Annotated in this window: 18 protein-coding genes; 4 read left to right on the top strand and 14 right to left on the bottom strand. The window is 47.4% G+C overall.

The features are described 5' to 3' along the window. Positions 1 to 176 precede the first annotated feature (176 nt). Positions 177 to 863, top strand: coding sequence for an alpha/beta fold hydrolase (locus ACJJII_RS16265; protein WP_444916940.1), 687 nt, complete (start codon positions 177 to 179; stop codon positions 861 to 863). A 129-nt stretch (positions 864 to 992) separates the two neighbouring features. Continuing rightward, complete coding sequence (locus tag ACJJII_RS16260; protein ID WP_444916939.1) at positions 993 to 2,561, top strand: multicopper oxidase family protein; 1,569 nt, start codon at positions 993 to 995, stop codon at positions 2,559 to 2,561. Positions 2,562 to 2,614: 53 nt separating this feature from the next. Here the strand turns inward: ACJJII_RS16260 and gad are convergent, their stop codons facing one another. The 11 genes from gad to ACJJII_RS16205 form a co-directional block, all read right to left on the bottom strand. Next, on the bottom strand, positions 2,615 to 3,988 hold the full coding sequence (gad, locus tag ACJJII_RS16255) for a glutamate decarboxylase (protein ID WP_444897583.1): 1,374 nt from the start codon (positions 3,986 to 3,988) through the stop codon (positions 2,615 to 2,617). Positions 3,989 to 4,002: 14 nt separating this feature from the next. Continuing rightward, complete coding sequence (locus tag ACJJII_RS16250; protein ID WP_444916938.1) at positions 4,003 to 5,523, bottom strand: amino acid permease; 1,521 nt, start codon at positions 5,521 to 5,523, stop codon at positions 4,003 to 4,005. 220 nt (positions 5,524 to 5,743) lie between these two features. After that, positions 5,744 to 6,547 (bottom strand): class I SAM-dependent methyltransferase, encoded by an 804-nt coding sequence (locus tag ACJJII_RS16245; protein WP_444916937.1) that lies wholly within the window; start codon positions 6,545 to 6,547, stop codon positions 5,744 to 5,746. A gap of 36 nt (positions 6,548 to 6,583) precedes the next feature. Beyond that, positions 6,584 to 6,952: a SpoIIAA family protein gene (locus ACJJII_RS16240; protein WP_413665487.1), complete on the bottom strand. Its 369-nt coding sequence runs from the start codon at positions 6,950 to 6,952 to the stop codon at positions 6,584 to 6,586. 81 nt (positions 6,953 to 7,033) lie between these two features. Beyond that, on the bottom strand, positions 7,034 to 7,600 hold the full coding sequence (locus tag ACJJII_RS16235; RefSeq protein ID WP_444916936.1) for a hypothetical protein: 567 nt from the start codon (positions 7,598 to 7,600) through the stop codon (positions 7,034 to 7,036). Positions 7,601 to 7,909: 309 nt separating this feature from the next. Further along, positions 7,910 to 8,374 (bottom strand): netrin-like domain-containing protein, encoded by a 465-nt coding sequence (locus tag ACJJII_RS16230; protein WP_444916935.1) that lies wholly within the window; start codon positions 8,372 to 8,374, stop codon positions 7,910 to 7,912. Between the two features lie 199 nt (positions 8,375 to 8,573). Then, on the bottom strand, positions 8,574 to 9,659 hold the full coding sequence (locus ACJJII_RS16225; RefSeq protein ID WP_444916934.1) for a PQQ-dependent sugar dehydrogenase: 1,086 nt from the start codon (positions 9,657 to 9,659) through the stop codon (positions 8,574 to 8,576). 150 nt (positions 9,660 to 9,809) lie between these two features. Beyond that, a complete protein-coding gene (locus tag ACJJII_RS16220; RefSeq protein ID WP_444905544.1) occupies positions 9,810 to 10,823 on the bottom strand; it encodes a GlxA family transcriptional regulator in 1,014 nt (337 codons plus the stop codon). 2,144 nt (positions 10,824 to 12,967) lie between these two features. Continuing rightward, complete coding sequence (locus ACJJII_RS16215) at positions 12,968 to 13,615, bottom strand: YiaD family glycine zipper/OmpA-like lipoprotein (RefSeq protein ID WP_413665482.1); 648 nt, start codon at positions 13,613 to 13,615, stop codon at positions 12,968 to 12,970. Between the two features lie 615 nt (positions 13,616 to 14,230). Then, positions 14,231 to 14,458 carry a SlyX family protein gene (locus tag ACJJII_RS16210; RefSeq protein WP_282933169.1) on the bottom strand — a complete coding sequence of 76 codons (228 nt, stop codon included), beginning with the start codon at positions 14,456 to 14,458 and terminating at the stop codon, positions 14,231 to 14,233. Next, entirely contained in the window at positions 14,458 to 15,600 is a 1,143-nt protein-coding gene (locus tag ACJJII_RS16205; protein WP_444916933.1) for a serine hydrolase domain-containing protein, read from the bottom strand. The genes ACJJII_RS16210 and ACJJII_RS16205 overlap by 1 nt, the downstream gene beginning before the upstream one ends. Positions 15,601 to 15,710: 110 nt before the next feature. On the opposite strand from ACJJII_RS16205, the gene ACJJII_RS16200 reads away from it, so the two are divergent. After that, entirely contained in the window at positions 15,711 to 16,175 is a 465-nt protein-coding gene (locus ACJJII_RS16200) for a PaaI family thioesterase (RefSeq protein WP_282933171.1), read from the top strand. 63 nt (positions 16,176 to 16,238) lie between these two features. Here the strand turns inward: ACJJII_RS16200 and ACJJII_RS16195 are convergent, their stop codons facing one another. Beyond that, positions 16,239 to 17,072: an ion transporter gene (locus tag ACJJII_RS16195; RefSeq protein WP_413665480.1), complete on the bottom strand. Its 834-nt coding sequence runs from the start codon at positions 17,070 to 17,072 to the stop codon at positions 16,239 to 16,241. A gap of 166 nt (positions 17,073 to 17,238) precedes the next feature. On the opposite strand from ACJJII_RS16195, the gene yciH reads away from it, so the two are divergent. Continuing rightward, positions 17,239 to 17,562 carry a stress response translation initiation inhibitor YciH gene (yciH, locus tag ACJJII_RS16190; RefSeq protein ID WP_444916932.1) on the top strand — a complete coding sequence of 108 codons (324 nt, stop codon included), beginning with the start codon at positions 17,239 to 17,241 and terminating at the stop codon, positions 17,560 to 17,562. On the opposite strand, the gene ACJJII_RS16185 is transcribed toward yciH, so the two are convergent. Together ACJJII_RS16185 and ACJJII_RS16180 are read right to left on the bottom strand one after the other, a co-directional pair. After that, positions 17,559 to 20,102, bottom strand: coding sequence for a mevalonate kinase (locus tag ACJJII_RS16185; RefSeq protein ID WP_444916931.1), 2,544 nt, complete (start codon positions 20,100 to 20,102; stop codon positions 17,559 to 17,561). The genes yciH and ACJJII_RS16185 overlap by 4 nt on opposite strands. Before the next feature lie 183 nt (positions 20,103 to 20,285). After that, positions 20,286 to 20,930 carry a TetR/AcrR family transcriptional regulator gene (locus ACJJII_RS16180; protein WP_444897600.1) on the bottom strand — a complete coding sequence of 215 codons (645 nt, stop codon included), beginning with the start codon at positions 20,928 to 20,930 and terminating at the stop codon, positions 20,286 to 20,288. Between the last annotated feature and the right edge of the window lie 168 nt (positions 20,931 to 21,098).

The raw sequence follows: 21,098 nt of genomic DNA, 5'->3' as shown, positions 1-21,098 counted from the left end.
ACAGCAACTTAAACCGCCTCTCACGATAGAAAACTTCACCTTTCGGCACTACCAGATTGCTTGTCCCGTACAAACATCAAGAAGAATTACCCTGACTAAATGTCATATATAGATAAACACCAAACATAAGCATGTTAATATTCAATTAATAGGAAATTCCAGCAGGATATTCGGAATTGAAAGTTTTACTTCTACCAGGACTTGATGGAACAGGAACACTGTTTTCAGGTTTGATTAAGGCACTGCCAAAACAATGGACAACCGAAACCATCTGCCTTTCCAAGCTCCCAGGGGATAGTTACCTGGCTCAAGCTCAATCAATCGCCAAGAGCTATCTCAATGAGAAGACTTACATTATTGCTGAATCCTATTCAGGAAGAGTTGCATATGAGCTATCCCTTTTAGCTCCCGAGAAAATTTTAGGCATTACCTTTATAGCTAGCTTTATAAGCTCTCCTTCGCTGCTATCCAAGGCGGCACAACTAGCTCCAATCTCGCTTATAGACTGCCCATCTTTAACCAAAATCACACTAAATTTCTTTGGTTTCAATGGCAAAGGCAGTGACATACTCATTGACAGCACCTATAACGCCCTACTAAATACCAACAGAGGCAAACTAAAGCAAAGGCTTCATAATATCGCCTCTATCTCCAAACCATCCCAAAAATTGGAAATCCCTGCCGTCTATATCCGCCCGGATAGAGATCGACTTGTGAGTAAAAAAGCTGTCATCGATATATCTGCGATATACCTCAACCTCAATGTCATTGATATTCCAGGTGGGCACTTTATTGCTCAGGCACACCCCAACAAAGTCGCGAGAATTATTATGAATTTTGCAGAAGGATTATTGCCACCCTAACTTACCTCTCAATTAACGATTATATGGCGAGCAATTCCACAAATAATCTCGCCTTAGAATCTAAACTGATATTCGTTCATAAAGTACCTCTTACCAATCTCGCTTCCCACAAAGTCCCCGGAGTTAACAGTGAGCAATAGAGAGCATATTTCCTTTCTAGAACCAATAAAAAATCCACCCGCTTACTCAATGGATAAAAAAAATAGAAAACTAGAACTTAAACTTGATGTACAGTACGAAAAGAATAACATTTTCAGTTTTTACAAAACCCATAACACACCAACCTGGACCCGTGTATTTTCATCATCAATCACTCAAGAAGCAGGTTTCACACTGACAGGCCCTACCATTGAAATTCGCGCTGATAGCCACCTTACTATCCAGACAAACAACCTGCTGCCAGAGGAAGACCCCCTCAATACACCCGCTACAATAAACTTCCCCCATGAGTTCAATACCTACAACTTACATACTCACGGGCTCCACGTCTCCCCAGAATCTCCGGCCGACAATGTCTGCATGAAGATCAAACCAGGGGAAAGTTATACCTACGAATACGACATTCCCAAGAACCAACCCCCAGGACTCTACTGGTACCACCCCCATAAGCACGGCTCTGTCGCTATACAAGTCGGCAGCGGGATGGCAGGTGCCCTAATCGTAAGGGATGAATTTGACGATGAACTTGAGGCAATGGGAGTTAAGGAACATATTCTTGTCTTCCAGAATATTGCCGTAGATGAGCACGGAAAAGTAGAGGATCAACACCAGGTCGCTAAGTTCCCAGATAGTGAATACTGTATTACCGTTAACGGACAATACTGCCCTATCATTCATGCAACGGTGGGTGAGCTTCTCAATCTGAGACTTCTCAATGCTACCACCAGGACATCGATAGATATCGATTGCCCTTGGTTCGCGCAAATGTACATCTACGGGTTTGATGGAAACCCTACTGATGACTATCGCCTACAAGACGGAGTAAGCCTGGGCCCCGCTAATCGAGCCTCCCTTTTCTTAAAAATCAGTGAAGCCGCCACTCCGGGAGCTCATTTTTACATTTACAATAATGCGATTGAGTTCCAACAAATGCCGCATTATAAGTACCATAACAACAGTCCACTTTTTGTTATCGCCATTGCCCAGGGAGAGGAAATCGGAACGGCAATCTATGCCCCCAGCAAACCACCCGCCCGATGTGCACCCCCACCCTTCCCCAGCAGTTTTAAAGTGGACTTACTGAAACCTATTACAGATGATGAGATCACCAATACACGTCGACTCACTTTCCAGGCCAACACGCTTGATGACCCCCAAAAATATTATCGCGGGCTGAATGTCAGTATTGACCATTCACCATTCGAAGGGTGTGAAGTGGTTAATCATTACGTAGAGCTTGATGCAGTAGAGGAGTGGACCTTGGTCAATGAAAGTGAATTCCCCCACCCAATCCATATTCATGTTAATCCGTATTATGTTATCGAGGTGGTTGGAGAAGACCCCATGCACCACACACTCAAACTACCGTTTTGGTGCGACACCTTTCAAGTACCTCCTCATGGGCACGTCAAATTCCGTACTCGTTTCAAGGATTTTACCGGGAAGTATCCTCTGCATTGCCACTTACTTTATCATGAGGATGGGGGCATGATGCAGCATGTTAGAGTTGTCAAAGATGCCTCGGAGATTCCAAAATAGCCCACTTATCTATCCAGTCATTGAATGCAAGGATCGTTAAAGTCCGGTAAGAATTAACACTTACTGGGGGCCACTTTTTGCGGGTCATGCAACTTGGGCGGAGTTGCATTACCACAATGCTCACTCAGCCAATCGCAAGCATGGATAATATCCTTTGCAAGGCCACTGATTGCATTCTGATTGAGATGAGGGCGAACAACAATTCTCAGAGAGTTTACAGACTGAGCGTTTGGCGGCATCGAATAGGCAGAAAGAACCCATCCCCGCTCACGTACTTTATTGGATATATCATATTCATTAAAATTCTTATATTTTTTATTCAGGGTCATGGCAACAACCGGGATTCTCTGGGTTTTATTCATTATTTCAAAGTACCCACTGGCCACCAGAAGTTGACGAAGAGTCTGCGCATTTTCCAAGGTGTGCTGCATAATCTGCCTGTAACCCTCATAGCCTAGACGTATAAAGTTGTAATACTGGTAGGCAACCGGCGATGCATTTCGGCTGAAGTTCAATGTGGCTGTAGGCATCTCCCCACCCAGGTAATTAACATAGAACATCAAGTCTTCATCAAAAACTGCTCTTTCACGAAAAATTATCCACCCCAATCCCGGCGGCACCAAGCCAAACTTGTGCCCGGAGGCATTGATAGATTTCACTCTTGGCAAACGAAAATCCCATTTGTAATTCGGATAGAGAAATGGATTAACAAATCCTCCCGACGCCCCATCAATATGCATAGGGATATCGTTTCCTGTTCTCTCTTCATACTTATCCAACCAGTTTTGAATCGCCCTAAATGCATCATCCTCACCGGTAAAGGTTTGCCCGGCGATAGCGACAACAGCGATGGTATTCTCATCGACCAATTCATCCAGATGTTCACTGGTAAAGCGGTAATGACCAGGCTTTAACGGTGCTATGCGCGGCTCCACATCAAAGTAGCGCATAAATTTGTCCCAAACGATCTGCACATTGGCTCCGGTAACCAGGTTAGGTTTTGAGCCGTCTTTGCCGGCTTGCTGCCTCTTCTTACGCCAATTCCACTTGTGCGCCAAACCAGCCAACATGCAGGCCTCTGACGAGCCTATGGTCGCTGCGCCGTATGGCTCTACTCCCTCAGGTCCATTCCAGAGGTTGTGTAACCAGCGAACCATTCGCGCTTCCATCGCAAACAGCTGTGGATACATGTCGTGATCAATATAGTTCTTCAGATAATGTTTCTTAGCGACCTCAAATGCTTCTGACTCAGTAAAAGTTGTGACAAACGAAGATAAGTTCATCGCAGGCTTTGCGTCAGCCCAGGTTTCACTGGTTACAATAGCCTCGGCAGCCTCTGCTGAAATACTACACCGGGGAAAGTGCTTTTCTGGAATATCTTCATTGTATTCGTCAAAGAACCTGTCAAATGGAGATTGCTCTTTCACTATCTACCTCCGGCTCACTCATCAATATCAGAAAATGACTGCTGTTGATGGCCACCCTCCCCCCGCCAGGAGGGATTGTGAAAATAGAAAATTAACAAGGGAACGGTGATCGCTATAGCAATTCCACCCAGGTTGAGAGCAACATAAGTTACAGGGTTTTTTATCGTGAGCTGTTCTGGCGGGAAAAATGAAACTACCAAGGCAAAAACAACGGAAATTAAGCCTATTCCGGCAACAATACAAACCCCTGGCAGCCCTCCCGGGATACGAAAACTTCTGGGTAAGCCTGGTTGCGTGATCCGCAATCGAATAACCGCAGCAAACATCATTATGTACATAATGATATATAAGCTAATAGCCATCACTGAAATTAAAACAAAAGCTGTAGATACATTATCCATTAAAATATAAATGGACGAGATTGCCGCTACCACTACAAACTGTGCGAGGAGAATATTTTTTTGTACACCCACCCGGTTTTCTCGCTGAAACCAGGGCGGCAACATCCCATCCTGGGCCGTAGCCAGTAGCCCTCGACTGGGTCCAGCCAACCATGCCAAGGCACCACTTAGTGCACCATAGCCAATTAGCCAGGAAAGTGCTTGCACGGGCCATTGAATCCCAAGTAGCTGCCCAAAAGCTCTTTCGTAAGCTGTAAATAAGCCAGTTTCTACAGATATCTCTTTATAGGGCAAAATTGCAGCAATAGAGAGTGCGCCGAGAGTGAACACCAGGATGGAAATAACGGCGGCGATGGCGATTACAGCTGGATATCCTCGACGGGTATCACGTAGTTCCGACACATGCGTGGCCTGTGCTTCCACCCCAGCAAAGGCAAGTAAAATACCCCCGAGAAAAGCAATCGCCCCCAAACCGTTAATATGGGGAAACCAGCGCGGGTGATCATAACCATCCCGACGCACTGCTACTTCCGGGTCGGTCAAGGTCTCCCAGCCAATAGGATTACCACTCACCACCCACCAAACAGCCAGGATAATCAAAATCAAGCAGGGAAATACGATACCCACCAGAAATCCAAACTGTGCCACTTTTACCAGAAAGCGGGTTCCGGTAAGGGCAATCAGTGTCGCTAGCAAATAAGCAAGAATACAAAACCCACCGATATAATAGGTATTCTGGGCGATGGTATTATCGCCCACCGCATAAGCCACCGCCGCAGCGGCAAAACCCAACTCCGTGGGATACCAAACAATGCACTCGATCCACTGCAACCATATAGCGACAAAACCCACCTTCGGGGTAAAAGCTTCACCAACCCAGGTATAGACACCCCCAGTGCGCTCTGAAAAGGCGCTGCCAAGTTCTGCCGACACGAGCCCTGCAGGAATCAAGAACAACAATGCCGCAAAGCCGATATAGAAAAACATCGTCAGTTCTTCCTGCGCCATCATCGGCAGGGTGCGCAAGCTGGTAACGACCGTTGCGGCAGTTAGGAGCCCGAGAGCAGCCACAGAAAACATCTTTCTGTTGGCAATATCCGGGGTGCTCGATGCACTGCTCCCTTTTGGTCGCACTGATGGGACCTCCCTGGAGTGCAATATTTTTGCGGCAGTACAAAGAAGCAAAGCCTATCGTGGGAGTCTGCGGGATAGATGGGATAACAGAGGTGCCTCTACCAAGGCATAAGCCGCCCTTTTAGTAACGGACTTATGGAAACATAGAATTCATAGCAAGTCGGTGCCCACACCATCTTTCACCCAAGGAGAAATCGGCTAGGGCAGCGGTATGTGGCAGTTAGCCTGGAACCCCATGTTTGGTGTAGATATCGAAGCGTCCGGATTTCCCCTCCAAGGAAAGGTTGGGCTTCAGATCAGCCAAATAGGGGGCAAGCTTAGGGCGCTTAACTACTGTGCGGTAGTAGCAGGCCGCCAAGGCAGGGCTCAATAAGCTATCCGCATCCTCATCAGTCCCAACCAAATGATGGAAGGCAGCCATTTCCTTTTTGACCTTGGCAGCTTTCCCCCGCGCAGGGAACATCGGATCCAGATAAATAACAGGGATGGATTCCTCCGATTGCAGCGCGAGCCACTCTGACGCCGCCGTACAGCAATCCACCAAGCTCATTCGCTCAGAAATCGCAGCCAACTCAGCATCCCCGATAGACGCCTGTCGCAGCCGGCGTATTCCATCTTTCAGCAATTGGAAAACAACCGGGTTGCGCTCCAGCATCTGCACCTCACATCCCAGCGCCGCCAGAACAAAAGCATCTCTACCCAAACCAGCGGTGGCATCGAGGACTTTGGGATGGAAACCAGAACGTAGACCAACAGCTTTTGCTACCGGTTGAGCTTTACCGCCGCCATACTTGCGGCGATGAGCAAGTGTTCCAGCAACAAAATCCACCCATACTGGCCCGGCTGCTTTGCGCCCGGTCGCACATAACTGCAGTTGCTCTCCGAGACACAACACTTGGGGAAAGTCGACCACATCAGCAGGAGAAATAGCTCCAAGGAGGGGGTAATCTAACTGAGCGGATAGTTCTTCCGCTGCGGAAACATATTCTGGCGCCGCAGCGACAATAGCCAACGATGGACTCACCTGCCCTCCAGGTAACATTGAAAAAGGGAGGCGATGCTAACCCGGTTTTTGTAACCATTCCAGAGCTTGAGCGGACTCCTCTTCGGGAAAGGGACGCACCTCAGCACTGATGAAGTGACAGGCAAGGTTGGGCATAAAGCGGAGGATAGGATTATCGGTAACCACGGCTATCCGGCGGATATGTCGTTGATGCTCTCGAATAAAGCGAAAATGAGAGATCATTGCGACGAAGCTCTCCCAGCCAGCAAAATCTCCCGCATTGACTAGCAACCCTTCTATACGTCCCCGCTTACTGATGATCGGATCAACTTGCGCGGCTAGCAACTGGAAGTCCTCAACGGTTAACTTCCCAACTGGTCTAACCTCGAGTATTCGATCACCCTGATGCCAGATATGCTCAATCATATTTTGAGAATGCGGCAGGGCCACACTTCTGTGCGGCCCTGCTTTTCGCTTAGCTCGATGTAGCTGAGTCATTACTATTGGTCAGTTATCATTACTTTCCATTCCCTCATCCTGACCGGTATCTGCCTCTGTATCTGTTTCAGTGCCATCGGCAGAGGCATCCATATCGTTAGTCGCGCCCTCTACCGCATCATTGGCTTCCTTCGTAGCATCATCTACGACCTTATCCGCTTGCTGATTTAGGTCGCCGCCCGAGTTATTGCTCGCGTCTGGCATGGCGCTAGAATCATTAGCATCCGGGCTCATGTTGCCATCTGCACCCATATTGTCGGACCCAGACATAGTAGCGTCAGGTGAGCTCCCGTTATCTGAAGACCCCGGAGGAGCGGGATCGGTTGAGTCAGAGTCCTGGGGTATTTGGGAATCGGGATTGCCCATACCATCAGGGGAATCCGAGGTATCTGCTGGGGCCATTGAGCCACCGCTACTTCCTCCACTAGAGGGGGTAGAGGATCCCCTCATCTGTTCACTCTTCTGCTCCTGCTCCATCGAGTTATAGGCTTCTTTAGCCTTATGCTCGCCGCTACGCGACATAAAATAACCGATGATCAGTAATAAAATGATCAGGGGAATCAGTAACTTCTTCATATCTGGACCTCTCGACCCCAGGCAAACTCAAAAGAAGACATTAATCATTAAAATCGAGCCGGTTACACAGTGCTGGTCGGTGTACTTTCTCGATAACAATCCCAAACCCTGACACTCCAGCCTGTTTACAACGGTGCGCAACTTAATGAGATGCAGCGCCTGTAAAAGAAGGTCGCGCCAATACTGATAAGAATAACCCTCCTTTGGGGTTCTTCAAGGGGGAGAGCCACTTCGTAGCAGGTTGGATTGCTGTAAAGAAAGAACCAGTTACAACTGATAGTTCTAACAGGTCTGCAAGAAAGTAACTTCTTAGCCCTGTTTAATAAACTTATTAAGTTGGGCAAGTATCGCGGTGGCGTCTGACTCAGCAATAACCGCCTCACAACTCCTCAGGTGTAACCTTCCGTAGCTATCCAAATTCGCAAAAATCAGATAGTTTTCACCTTGCTCCAGCTTTAAATCGCAGGATTCAAATCCCAGGCGGAAGGTGATCTCTCCACCCATTGGCCCCTTCCAAACCTGGCTGGGAACGGCAGAGTAGATATAGCCTGATATGGCTGTAATTCCCTCCTCAGACAGTGCGCTATCCACATCCCTGTGAACATCAATAATTTCTACTTGCGCCACAACCTCAGCTTGGGCAAAACGTAATTCCAAATGAGCAGTAGATGCCGAAGCTATGTCCTCAGCCGTATGCGCCGTGCTACTCACTAGGAGATATAAAATAACACTCACGATTTTGGAAAATGTCTCACAGGATATTTTTTGCGTCACAACCCTCTCCTTACTTATGCTCTTATCGCAGTAGACATAGCACAAGTAATTAGGATCGGCTTACTCTTTTTTACAGAGTCTGAAGGATAGCTAAGAGGTGAGGAAATTTGGCAGAAATTCCTCTAGCGTGAAAACCAATACAGTGGATAACCAAACGGGCTGCTCAATGAGCAGCCCTGATAGCTATAAAATCGGCCATTTAAATACCGGTATAGGTTAAGCGATAGATTTTATGGGCAAAATCATCAGAAATTAATACGCTGCCATCAGGCATTTCTAAAAATGCAACAGGGCGCCCATAGGTGGTTTCATCCCGCATAAAACCAGTGACCAGCGGCTTGTAATCCGTGACCTCACCATCTTTAACTGTCGCCATCATTACTCGGTAACCTGATTTTTTGCTTCGATTCCAGGACCCGTGCTCAGCAACCAACAAGTTCTGTTGGTATTCCTTGGGAAACTGCCCACCGCGATAAAAGTGAATTCCAAGAGGCGCCACATGGGCATCTAAATTTAATACCGGCTTGGAATAATCAGCGGCCTTCTTACCCTGACCAAATTCCGGATCTGCAATATCGTCACCGTGGAAATAAGGATAGCCAAAATGCTCTCCTGCAAAGCTTACCTTATTGATTTCACAGGGTGGGATATCATCACCCATCATGTCCCGACCATTGTCTGAAAACCACAATTCATTGGTTTGCGGATGAAAATCAAAGCCAACGGAGTTCCTCACTCCATTTGCAATCACTTTTGTTTTCTTAGATTGCAAGTCCAGTGAAAATATTTTTGAGTAATTTTCGTTGGCATCACAGATATTACAGGGTGCGCCGACGGGCACTATCAGCTGCCCTTCACTATCAAAACGCAAAAATTTCCAACCATGATGCCTGTCCGCTGGAAACTGATCATAAACAACCTCAGACTTCGGTTTGTCAAGATTTTTATCAATCTGGGGGAAGCGAATAATCTTATTGACATCAGCCACATATAAATCGCCATTTTTATAGGCAATACCTGTCGGCGCTTTTAAATCATCCATCAATAGCCAACGCTGATCAGCTACACCATCACTATCTGTGTCCTTGAAAGCATAAACTTTTTTCGCGCTGAAAGAACCAGAAAATACTGTACCCGACTCAGAACGTGCCAATTGACGAGCCGTCTCAACATCTTCTGCAAAGTAGCTGAGCTTAAAGCCCTCGGGTACCTTGAGGTAATCAAGGTCTATCTCAGCACTTGCAGAAACTGCAAATAGCAAACTGGCCAAAAGTAAGTATTTCATATTTATATTCTTGCAAAATATAAATATTAACTAAAAGTGAAGATGTTGATCAACTCAGAGGTTCAGACATACATGAGCATTCATGCTTAAACCCTGAAAAGCCGCCTCCCATGTCGAAGATAAGCCAAAAATCAACGAAATCCAGTATTTTCAAGCGAACTGTTTGCGGTATTTACTGGGAAGAATACCTTTCTGCCGAAGAAACGCCCTTCTCATTTGTTCCTGCGACGAAAAGCCACACTGGGTTGCCACTACATCCTGACTAATCCCTGCCTCCAATATTAACTGACAGGCCTTCTCAACTCTAACCTGCTCCAAATACCGAGCCGGAGTTACACCTATTTCGCTTGTGAAGCAGCGAGAAAAATTTCGGGGGCTCATTGCTTGTTTTTTAGCCAAAAAATCAACACTGAGAGACTGCTCTAAGTTTAGGTTTATCCATTCCAACAACGGGGAGAACCTATTATTTTTTAATTGTGCCTGTAAATAACTACTGTACTGACTCTGATCACCATCACGCTTCAGGTACAAAATCATTTCCCGAGCAACTAAAAGGGCCAGTTTTCGACCGAAGTCCTCCTCAACCATAGCCAAGGCCAAGTCTATCCCTGCACTTCGCCCTACAGAACTGTAGATTTTCTTATCTCTCACAAAAATCGCTTTGTCATCTACTTCAATATCTTTATATTTTTTTAGATCACCGATATATTTTTCATGGGTTGTAGCCCGATGCCCTGATAAAACTCCAGCCTTAGCAAGTACCAATGTGCCACTTCCGCTAACCCCTATCCTCTCAACTTCCTTTGCCTTAACTTTCAACCACTCAAGAAACAGACTGTCATCCGTTAAATCAAGGCAACTTTTCGCAGTACCACCTCCAACTAAAAGAGTATGGATGGAATCAGCCTCGTAGAAACATTTATCTGGATGTACTTTCAGGCCAGTAGTTACTTGCCTCGGCTCCTTGCTAGCAGCCAAAAATTCAATTTTATACAGCTGATCTTCGCCATACCCAAAATCGGCCATTTGTTTATTAGCAAACGTAAACACCTCAGCTGGACCTGTGATATCCAGGCACTGGGCACCAGAACAAATAATGATCGATATCGTTCTCTTTTTACTTTCTTTAAGGCCCTGGTATGGCGATAGAAGACTACTTTTCACGGCAAACACCTACAACTAACTTATCAACCCAGAAGGGTTCTTTATGTTTTCTCGCAAATCTAACTTGGCGTAAAAAGGCAAAATAACTCGATGGAATTAAGTGACTTTGCGTTAGGATGTACTAACCTTGCATATTCTGTAAAGTAATATTGATATCACCTTAAAGAATAACCAGTCACCCAAAATTTGGGGCCTTTTAACTGATCAAATTTCATCCCACTTGTACTTACAAGCTGTACCAATAAAACTAACAACCTCAATTGGTACAGATGAACCAATAATTATTTCGCTTATACAACGATAAATAGTATTTTCAACCCTAAAAATTTTGGCGCCTTTTGCACGCACACCAGCAAATGATTGAAGACTGTTTTTTTGACAAATCTAAATAAAATGCCAATTAAGGACCCACAACACTGCCTCAATTTTTCCACCTCGCCCCACAGGCCGGGACTGGGTGTAAAACAATCACCCAAAATTAAAAAAACTCCAAATTACAAACAAAAAAAGAATAAAAACCTACTAGAAAAATTTAAATGCAATAAAATTGCAATAAAAACCTAAAGATAAGAAATATTTACCAACCCTAACATCCAACCACTCAATCAATAACTTTACGATCGATTCAGCAATTAGGCGCAGCTACTACATCTACCGCATGTTAAGTGAGACCCCTATCTTTACCTGAGCCACTAAAATTCTAAACTCTCCCCTTAAGAGGAGAGTCAAGGCTTTAAGTTAAGAACTCATTGTGTACTTTTCTCAGAACCTACTTTTAGCCAACACCTTCTGCCAAGATCACCGCTACCCCTTATTAATTACCAACCAAAAGTTATAGAGATAGCCTTTCCATCTTATGGATACAATCTTTTAGTGAAGAACTGAAAATGACATAGACCTTCATGAAAAGAGCTTGAAGCCCTCAGCCCCAATATGAATCTCACAAAACATTTAAGTAATGAAGCTTGACGATCATCACAGGCCCACATCTTAAGACTCATCATTTCCAACCAAAAGGACAAGCTTCCTGCAAAATTTTACTTTATCGCCTCTTAAAATCAGTCAGGTTCACAATCACCATTATTATATTTCTGCAGCGTATAGATCAGCTATTTACAGCAGTGAAACCATGAAAAACAATACTTATGGAATTCTTTACCTACCTCAATGTATCGAGTTAATTCTCCGACGAGATAGACACAAACATCCATCCAACAACTAAATTACCAATCGAAGTGGCGAATGAGGGAAGGAACAACCTCCACTATTAACACAACCCTAAAATCTGGCGCTATACCCTTCGAATTAGAAGTATTTATACGATCCTTTGCCTGGGGGTACTAATCAAAACTGATTCCACCAACTAAACACCTAAAAACATCCGCAACAGAAAAAACAATAAAAACTTACGGCTCACACCACCACAACTGGAACAAGCGTACCAATATAAAAAGCTGATCAAAAATATAAATCCAAAAAATAATAAAACTAAGAAATCATTATTAGCGCCAACCCAACACTAGACAACTTAATTTTCGGACTTTCCTGCTTACTTGACGGCCAATGCGTTAAAAATTAAAAAGTAAGAAAATCCATCTCTGCATACATGGCCACAAAATCAATTTTTCATAGGTAGAAAATATGATTGGCAAAAAATCTCTATAAAAATGTTGGCACGTCTAATTTTTAGCAGTCGAACAAACTGAGACATCAAAGAACTGACAACCACTATCGTTTGGCTCAAAAAAAATTTTCTAAAAATATACTAGAATCAAACTAATGCTAAATCTTAGGGTCGTTAGATTTATATAAGTCTGAAAACAAGACAACACGGAAATCCAAAGATGAGCCTTGATCTAAATAGAATGGTTTGAGCGGCAACTACAAAAACAGTTCGGAAAAGATTCTGAAGATGGCAAGAGGATAAGTGAGAAAGCTATCTCTCAATACGTCATCCGCTGAGTAACCAGGGATCAAAGCCGGAAACTCTTTGCAGGGACAAACAAATAGCGGATTAAGGGAATAGTTAAGAAATTGAGCAGAATAATAAAGGGAATTTATGAAGGGGTGTAGTGCCCAAACCGAACAATCTGGGCACTATCAACAAAAGAACGACTAAAGGTAGAAATTATCTGACCTGATCGTTATAAAGGCAGTAGTTCCAACTCAACTCGGCGATTGGCCTGACGTCCAGCTTCAGAGTCATTGCTGGCAATAGGATAACGCTCACCGTAACCTACCGCCTGCACCCGACCTGCAGAAACGCCCTGACCGCTGAAGAAGCCAGCAACGGAATTAGCGCGCTGTTCACTCAAGCTCTGGTTGTACACATCTGAACCAGTGCTATCGGTATGGCCGCTGACTCGAATTGCAGTTTTATCAAACTCCTGCAATACAACAGTGACCGATTCCAGAGTGTCATAGAAATCTGTACGAATATCTGCGCGGTTAGTACCGAAGGTAATGTTACCCGGCATGATCAGGCGAATATTATCACCTTCACGCTCAACACGTACGCCAGTACCTTCCAGACGCTGACGCAACAACATTTCCTGACGATCCATATAGTAACCAATGCCACCACCGATTGCCGCGCCACCCAGGGCACCAGTCAAGGCTCCCTTACCACGGTCTTTCTTACTGGCAGTAGCGACACCAACGATCGCTCCAGTTACAGCTCCAATTCCAGCCCCCTTGGCGGCATTACTGGTCTTACTTTCACCTGTGTAAGGGTCCAATGTGGAACAACCAACCATCGAACCCAGTGCCAGGGCTGCTACCCAATATTTCATTATTGGCTCTCCTAACGCATTTTTAAGTAACGGGTATTGAGCTACACATGTCTTGTGCAATCTCTGTATTGTTCAACACACTATCTGACTGGCGGCTGAACCAACCCAATGAAATTTTCCATAGACTAAAGCGAATTTATTGTCAGTTCTACTGACTAGTCCCCATTACGTACTAACTATTCATAACTACGTACCAATGACGGACAAAGTAGCGAGCAAGAAGTGATCAGCTTCCCGGTCTTCCACAAAATCTGTGGATAAAACTGTGCACTAATACGCTATCCATGGCGCCAGCCGGCGTAAACTCTCGCCTACAGCGTTTTGCACATTTTTTAAACTCTTCAGTTTTCCTTTTAAAAACAACAAGTTAGAAATCTGCCTTGACGTCAAATAGCGGTGGATATCTTCTTGTTTGAGGGCAAATTTTACCAACTGCGTATGTGGAAAAGTTTGTCAATAGCCTCACGCTCCACTGAGGCAATTTTTTTTAGACGCTTTTGTTTTTAAAGTCACCCCCAAGAGGCAGCGAATACCTCTATGTCTGTCACTTAGTAACAAAAAAATTTCATGCCAGCCTCTGTGGACTTCTATAAAAACCCTTTTGTAACAACTGAATTAGTAATGCGGAGGTTTTTCATCCAGCGGCTTGCCGGCCCCCTGCATCTCAAAAGCAATCGTCCGATACTTTTCGCCCAACTCGCGCATATGTGCGAGTAGAGTGCGAATATCCGTATCCTGACGAGTAATCACATCATTTAATTGGCTTATAGTGTCTTCCTGGAAAGCCAAACGGCTCTCCAGTTCATCGACCCGCTCTACCAGAGCCTTTATTTCTTCAGTCATCACAATAACCCGTAAAGAACATCTACCAGACCGACCGCTCGACGATCCATAAATAAGCTCTGCCCCAAACGAGTTGTCACGTATCCGAAGCCCAGCCCTCTTTCCGGATCAGCAAAGCCGACACTACCACCCGCTCCCGGATGGCCAAAGCCCTGGCTACCCCCAAAGCGCAAGTCCGCCGCGGAACTGCTGCGAATAAAGCCACAACCAAAACTCACCTCAGCCTGCAATACTTTATCGTGGCCATGACTCTGCTCCTTTGCCGCTTCATCTATCAACCGCTTGGACAAAATAGTCGGCTCGTCACAGGTGAGTTCACCGTAAACCGCTGCCAGGTCTCTCGCACTGAAGTGGCCATTGGCTGCAGGAATTAAGGCACCGCGCCACTCGGAGCTATTGGTACCCATCATCAAGCTCACCGGGTTGCTAAATGCCATCGCAACAGGCCCTTTGCGGTCTTCTTTTATGGCGCGGCCAATGGCATTTTCCCGAAGCTCTGGTAAGGGTTGTTTCAGCGGGCTGACATCGGCAATTCTCTGCGAACGATGTCCGTTTGCCCCAAAGCCCCCATCAAGATTGAGGGGTTTGGCTAGCAATTCCCGATAAAGTTCCAACAAGGGTTTTTCAGCAACCCTTTCAATTAACCCACCCAAGCTCCAGCCGTATAAAAATGGGGCGTAACCCTGTGCACTTCCGGGCTTCCACCAAGGCTCGCTGCCAGCCACCTGGTCGCAAGCCGCCTGCCAATCGTAAATCAAACTGTCTTTTACCCGCTCTCGGAAAGCGACAAGTCCGCTGCGGTGGCACAGCAATTGGCGTGCGGTGACAGTTTCTTTGCCTGGGGCAAATTCAGGCCAGTAATCCGCTACCGGGCGATCCAAATCCAGTTTGCCTGCGGCAACTTGCTGCATCGCCAATACTGCGAGAATACCTTTGGAAGAAGAGAATACATTGGCCAACGTATCTTCGGTAAATGGCCTCTCTGCACCTCGATCTGCACTTCCCGCCCACAGGGAACAGATTAATTCTCCGTGCTGGCGCACGGCAAAGGCCGCTCCTGTATCGCCGCACTCGCGAAAATTTCTGGCAAAAGCATCGTAAAGAGCCTCTAAACCAGGGGCACAAAAGCCGTATATGTCCATGTATTTACGTCCAGATAATTCGGATAACTCTGTTGCAAGCCCGCAAGGGTAGTTTCTTCCACTCTGCGGCGCAAATCGGTAGTATTGCGCGCTCATAGCGAGGGATAAATATGACTCAGGAAAGCGCAATTCAAGATCAGATCCAGGGCAATCATTGCTTCGGCTGTGGCCCAGACAATGACCAGGGCCTGCGTATTAAAAGCTACTGGACCGAGAAGGATCAAACCCGCTGCGAGTTCCTTCCCAGCTCCCATCACAATGCTGGACCTGCTCAATATTTAAACGGTGGAATTATCGCTACGGTTATCGACTGCCATACCGTATGCACAGCCATCGCCGATGGTTACCTGCAAGCCGGACGAGCTGTCGGCACTGGTGACAAGATCTGGTATGCCACCGGCAAACTGGATATTAGCTATCTGGCACCGGCTGCCATCGATAAACCGGTCATTCTCGAAGCCACTATTGTTCAGCGCTCCTCCAAGAAAACTGTTCTGCACTGCAATCTCACCAGCAATGGACGCCTCTGCGCCAAGGCAGAAGTCATAGCAGTCCGCGTCCCTGATGAATGGTAAAACCATAAGCTGATAAATCGCTGCCGGCCCTGTGTTGGCCGGCAGTGACAAAGTGGGAATAACTTACAGCGCTTCGCTCTCTTCCATATCCTCCAGGCGATGGCCACAGAATTTGCAGTATTCCGCATCTGGGTCATGGGCACTACGGCTGCAGTTATCACAGCGCTGTTGCACTCGCTCCCGATGCATTTCTCCAGCCAATTCCGCCGTTAGAATGCCGGTAGGCACTGCAATAATTGAGTAACCAATCAGCATGGTCATTGCAGCAATGCCCTGCCCCAAAGGCGTTTGCGGAGAGATATCGCCATAACCAACGGTTGTGATGGTCACAATGGCCCAATAAACACTCGTGGGAATACTGGTAAATCCGTGGCCTGGCCCCTCCACCACAAACATCAGGGAACCAAAAATAATGCACATAACCAAAACACTGGAGTAAAAGACCAGGATTTTGCGCCGGGCCAGCCCGAGGGCTCGCAACAAGACGTTGGCATCACGTAAGTAGCGAACCAACTTCAGGATTCGGAAGATCCGCAGCACCCGCAACAGGCGAATCACCAAAAGATAAGTGGCGCCGGTATAGAGAAGCGCCAAGTAACTAGGGAGAATTGCGAGCAGGTCCACAATCCCATAGAAACTGAAAATATATTTGCGGCGATTCACCGTGCAATATATCCGGGCGATATATTCAATGGTGAAGAGACCAGTAAATACCCATTCCAGGCCGATGAGTAAGTGCTCATAGCGGTCGCGCACCGTACCTATGGAGGTCAGGAGCACCAAACCCACGCTGATCAGGATCGCCCAGATCAAAAAAACATCAAAATTCCGCCCTGCCCGGGTCTCGGTTCCGAAAATAACCTCATTGAGCAGTTTGCGACGTCCCGTCAACGCCATCTATCACCTCAACTACGCTGCTGTTTCATATTGCGGCAAAATTCTAACCTCTCAAGCCCCAGGGGTCGCCCCATTTTCAACATCGTTTACAGCGGCTTTGATATCCTGCGCACCTCGGGCACAATTCCCGGCATTTTCAGCAAATACCAACGGAGTATTCCCAGCCATGGCTAAGGAGAATCGTCTCGTCTATTCAACTGACCTCGGTCGAATTAAAGAGGAATCCAGGACAGAGAAGCGCCGTGATGGAGATGGCATAGTTCGAATCCAAAGGGAAACCAAGGGCCGCAAAGGAAAAGGGGTGACTTGCGTACGCGGGCTGCCAGGCACTGACAGCGAACTCAAGCTGCTCCTGGCAGAGCTCAAGAAGCGCTGTGGCTGCGGTGGCGCCCTCAAAGATGGGGTGATTGAGATTCAGGGTGACAAGCGTACTGAGATCAAAACACTCCTGGAATCTCGCAACCACACGGTAAAACTGGCCGGCGGTTAGCCGGCCTTAAGCAGTCGCAGTGGCTTTAACTGCAACTGCTTTTCCCGCTCCAAACACTGACTCAGCAAGGCGGCTAGCTGGATATGATAGTGTTCCAGAATCGCAGCGCGAATGTGTTTGCAACGCGATTCCATAACCTTCAGAGAATCCAGCACTTCCTGTCGCCCTTGTGGCAGCTGCCTGAAAGGCTCCCCCTGAGCTTTCAAATTTATTGCCGCAGCCACCCCTTGCTCCTTTAATAGAGCCGAACTCTCCACTGCCGCTACTATGGCATCTATCTCTCGCAAAGACAGCGCTGTATATTTTTGCAGCAGCTCCCTTTCATTCAACTCTGGTGATAGGTGCTGGGCAAATATTGCCAGCGAGTGGCTATAACCGGCGAGCCGCTCCAGATGCGGTGCCAAGCTATCGTAGGCGGCCAAATGGCGCAGCTGGTTCCTGGCTGTCTGACGCTGATCCGTAGGCATAGTTACCAGGGATAGACACAGGCGCTGATAGAAAACACCATAAATCTGCTGTAATTGCTTGTGTGACTCCTCCAGTTCAGCGCGCTTAACAGCGATCTGCTCTTGAGCTCCTGCAAGGCTGGCCCCCTTCAAGCAAAAGTCTTCAGCGGTAAAAGGGATTTTGCCGCGTATCAGCGCCGCTCCCAGCTGCATTGTAAAAACCCTGATCTGCAAGTCCTCCCGGCGTCCACGCAAATCACGCAACTCCACCAGTTTACTGCGCAGCCAATCGATAGTGCCCTGCAGATCCAGCGCCTGCATTTCCGCAGAGGATGGCCTGCGCAGAGGCATCAGGGTCAAGGGCGCCAGGCGATTGAAATACTCGTCCAGTACCTCAGCAGACTCCTCTGACTCCTTACTTGAACTCAGTAAAAGTCGGTTTTCGACCATCTCGCAGTCTTTGCCAGCAACTTCAGAGGTCACAGCGGTCGTCAGGCCGGCAAAGTCCACAAACATGGATTGCAGGGGTATCGCAGATCTAACCTGCCCCACAAACTCCCGCTCAATCAACACCGTTACACATTCACTGTCGATCGCCTGCTGAATATCCCAGGGATCCCTGGCCTGCGTCATAGCAGCCTCAACCACATCGCAGGTATCAACATCCAGGTTCTCCTGCATCCAGCGGACGGCATCAGGAATATTTGCACAACTGCGTCCCAGCGCCTGGGCTTCGCGATTAATTTCTGTCACTAAGAGATCTGCGTGCACTAACCGGTGCCACTTCCAGGCGAAGTCTGCCAACGCATCACTACCTATTATCTGCGCCGCAACACCGTCAGCCCTCTCCTGTAGCATTACGGCACTGCCTGCGGTTAAGCGGCAATGCAGTGCCTCCAGGCGCTGCAAGATAGGGAGCAAAATATATCCACCTGTCACTAGCATACGGTGAAATGGCGCGGCCAATGCTCCCGGAGCATTATCCGGGCTAACAACACTGCGCTCATTTTCAAAAGCCCACTGCATCAGTTCCAATCGCTGCACGGTGCCGTAAGTCAACCAACCAAGTGCGCCGAGCAAACGGCCGCGATAAAAGGCGAGCCCCCGGCCCACGAGTGCCAGGACCTCCTTTCCGTTCAATGAGGCGACGCTGGCAAGCCCTACCGTAAGTGGTAAATTCTGCCTAAAAACCTGGAGAAATCCCGGCTGGGACAGAATATGGGAGTCTGCACTTACAAAGACCTGGCTGATCTTTGGCAGCCCTAACTTATCGACCAATGAATTAATTAACTTCAAGGCCTCCTTACCTTCAGAGGGCAACAGCTGACGGGGCTCCGATGATTCTCGCAAACGGGAGGATAAGCAGAAAAATGGCCAGGCAAACAGCAGACCAACAAGCAGGGCGAGAAGTACGGTTAAAATACTCAGCGACACCCCCACCCAGGTAAGTTCTCCCTGCCAAACAGCCATAGGGATTTGCCATAGGGCATATCCACTGGAGAAAACACAAGCGAACAGTACCAACCAGAATATTGAAGGCACGATTACTGCTTTGACCACTCCCCAAACTGCCTTTCCCTGACTGGTGACACTGTCAGCCTGTAATCGGCCTGCATCAGATAAATACCACTCAACCGAACCCTGGGAGCCTTCCGGCTTTATTGCTGGGTTGCCTGCGGCAGTAGTGGATGAAACGACTTTCTGGGGCTCGTCTGCTTCGAGAGTTTTCTGGCTAACAGGAACAAAAGGGTCAGTACCAGCGCGCGACTTATCCAGCGCATCCACCGATGCAGCATTGACCTGGGCCTTGCGCCGCTGGGCGACTTTTATCTTTGCAATCAGCTCGCGGTTATCAAACCGTCCCGCCGGACAAACCTCCACTCGCAGGCCAATTTTCTGCAGACTGGTACGAAACTCCAGCGCCTGGTCAGAAACCAACCGATCTTTAATTACCCAGCCTTTTAGTAGCAGCCTGCGCGCCTGGGGCTCCGAGATAGAGAACAACTTCGCCACATCCCGGATAACCGGACCCGGTTCTTTGGCGTGAAGTGTCCTTCCCGTGGAAACCACCTGGTACAAATCCTGGCCCGCCATCTCCCTCTCCTGTCACCAAGTGACGCAAATTGTCACATTTATTACATCTTGCGCGGAGAGTAAAAGATTCAGAGAAAATCAGTTGCGCACCAGTTCTCACCAAGCCAGTTCAAAAACAAAAATGGCAGGAAAGAAGGCAAAGTTCACAGTTTTTCTGGCACGCTTTGCCAATTTAGAAAGAAATCAGGGAGTGAATATCGCTAGAACACGCGCCGCCAGATCTGGAATAGACAACCCCTTATCTCTCGGCTTATACCAACTGTATGTGTGACTCAAGGCACCGACCAGCAAACGCCTTACCAGTGCGGGATCACCACCAGGACACTCGGCGGCCTCAATAGCGTCCAGCCATATCTGCTCATACTCCTCCCTTAGGCGCAAAACCTCCTGCTGACTTTCTTCGGATAGGCTTCTCCATTCCACTACCAGGATAGAAAAACCTGGTACTGCCAACCCATGAATAGCCTCTAATTCACACTGAATACAGGCCTGAAGCCTCTCTTGCGGTGTTCGACTCTGTTCCGCCGCGGTTCGCATTCGCGCACCGGCAAATATCGTCACCTCCCGCATTACTTCACAGAGAATCTGCTCCTTACTGGAGAAATGATGAAAAATACTGCCAGACAAAATACCCACTTCAGCAGCGAGATCCCGCACTGTTGTCCGGGCAAACCCTTTTTGCTCAAACAACCGCGCTGCAGCATTCAGCAAACGTCCACGGGCAGATTCAGGATCTGTTAGCACTCCCTCTGCCACCAAAGCACCTACCAGCTGCTGCGGCGATAACTCTTCGGGAACTCTCACTAAATCCTGCCCACTTTCAATCACGAACCACTCCCCGTATTGATCAATTTGAGTCAAACATCTTAACGGCCCTGAGAATTTTTAATCAAATAGGCGCCAAGTATTGAATACCAAGCGCTTGCTTGGTAGCGTTAAGCTATTCTGCGTTTTCCCACACGCAGGCGCAAGCGCCGACAAGAACAATAAAAACTG

It is taken from the genome of Microbulbifer maximicatervae (SeqCode) (genome assembly GCF_052467825.1).
The sequence above is the reverse complement of the archived record's forward strand: the minus strand, read 5'-3'. Positions and strand labels throughout refer to the sequence as shown.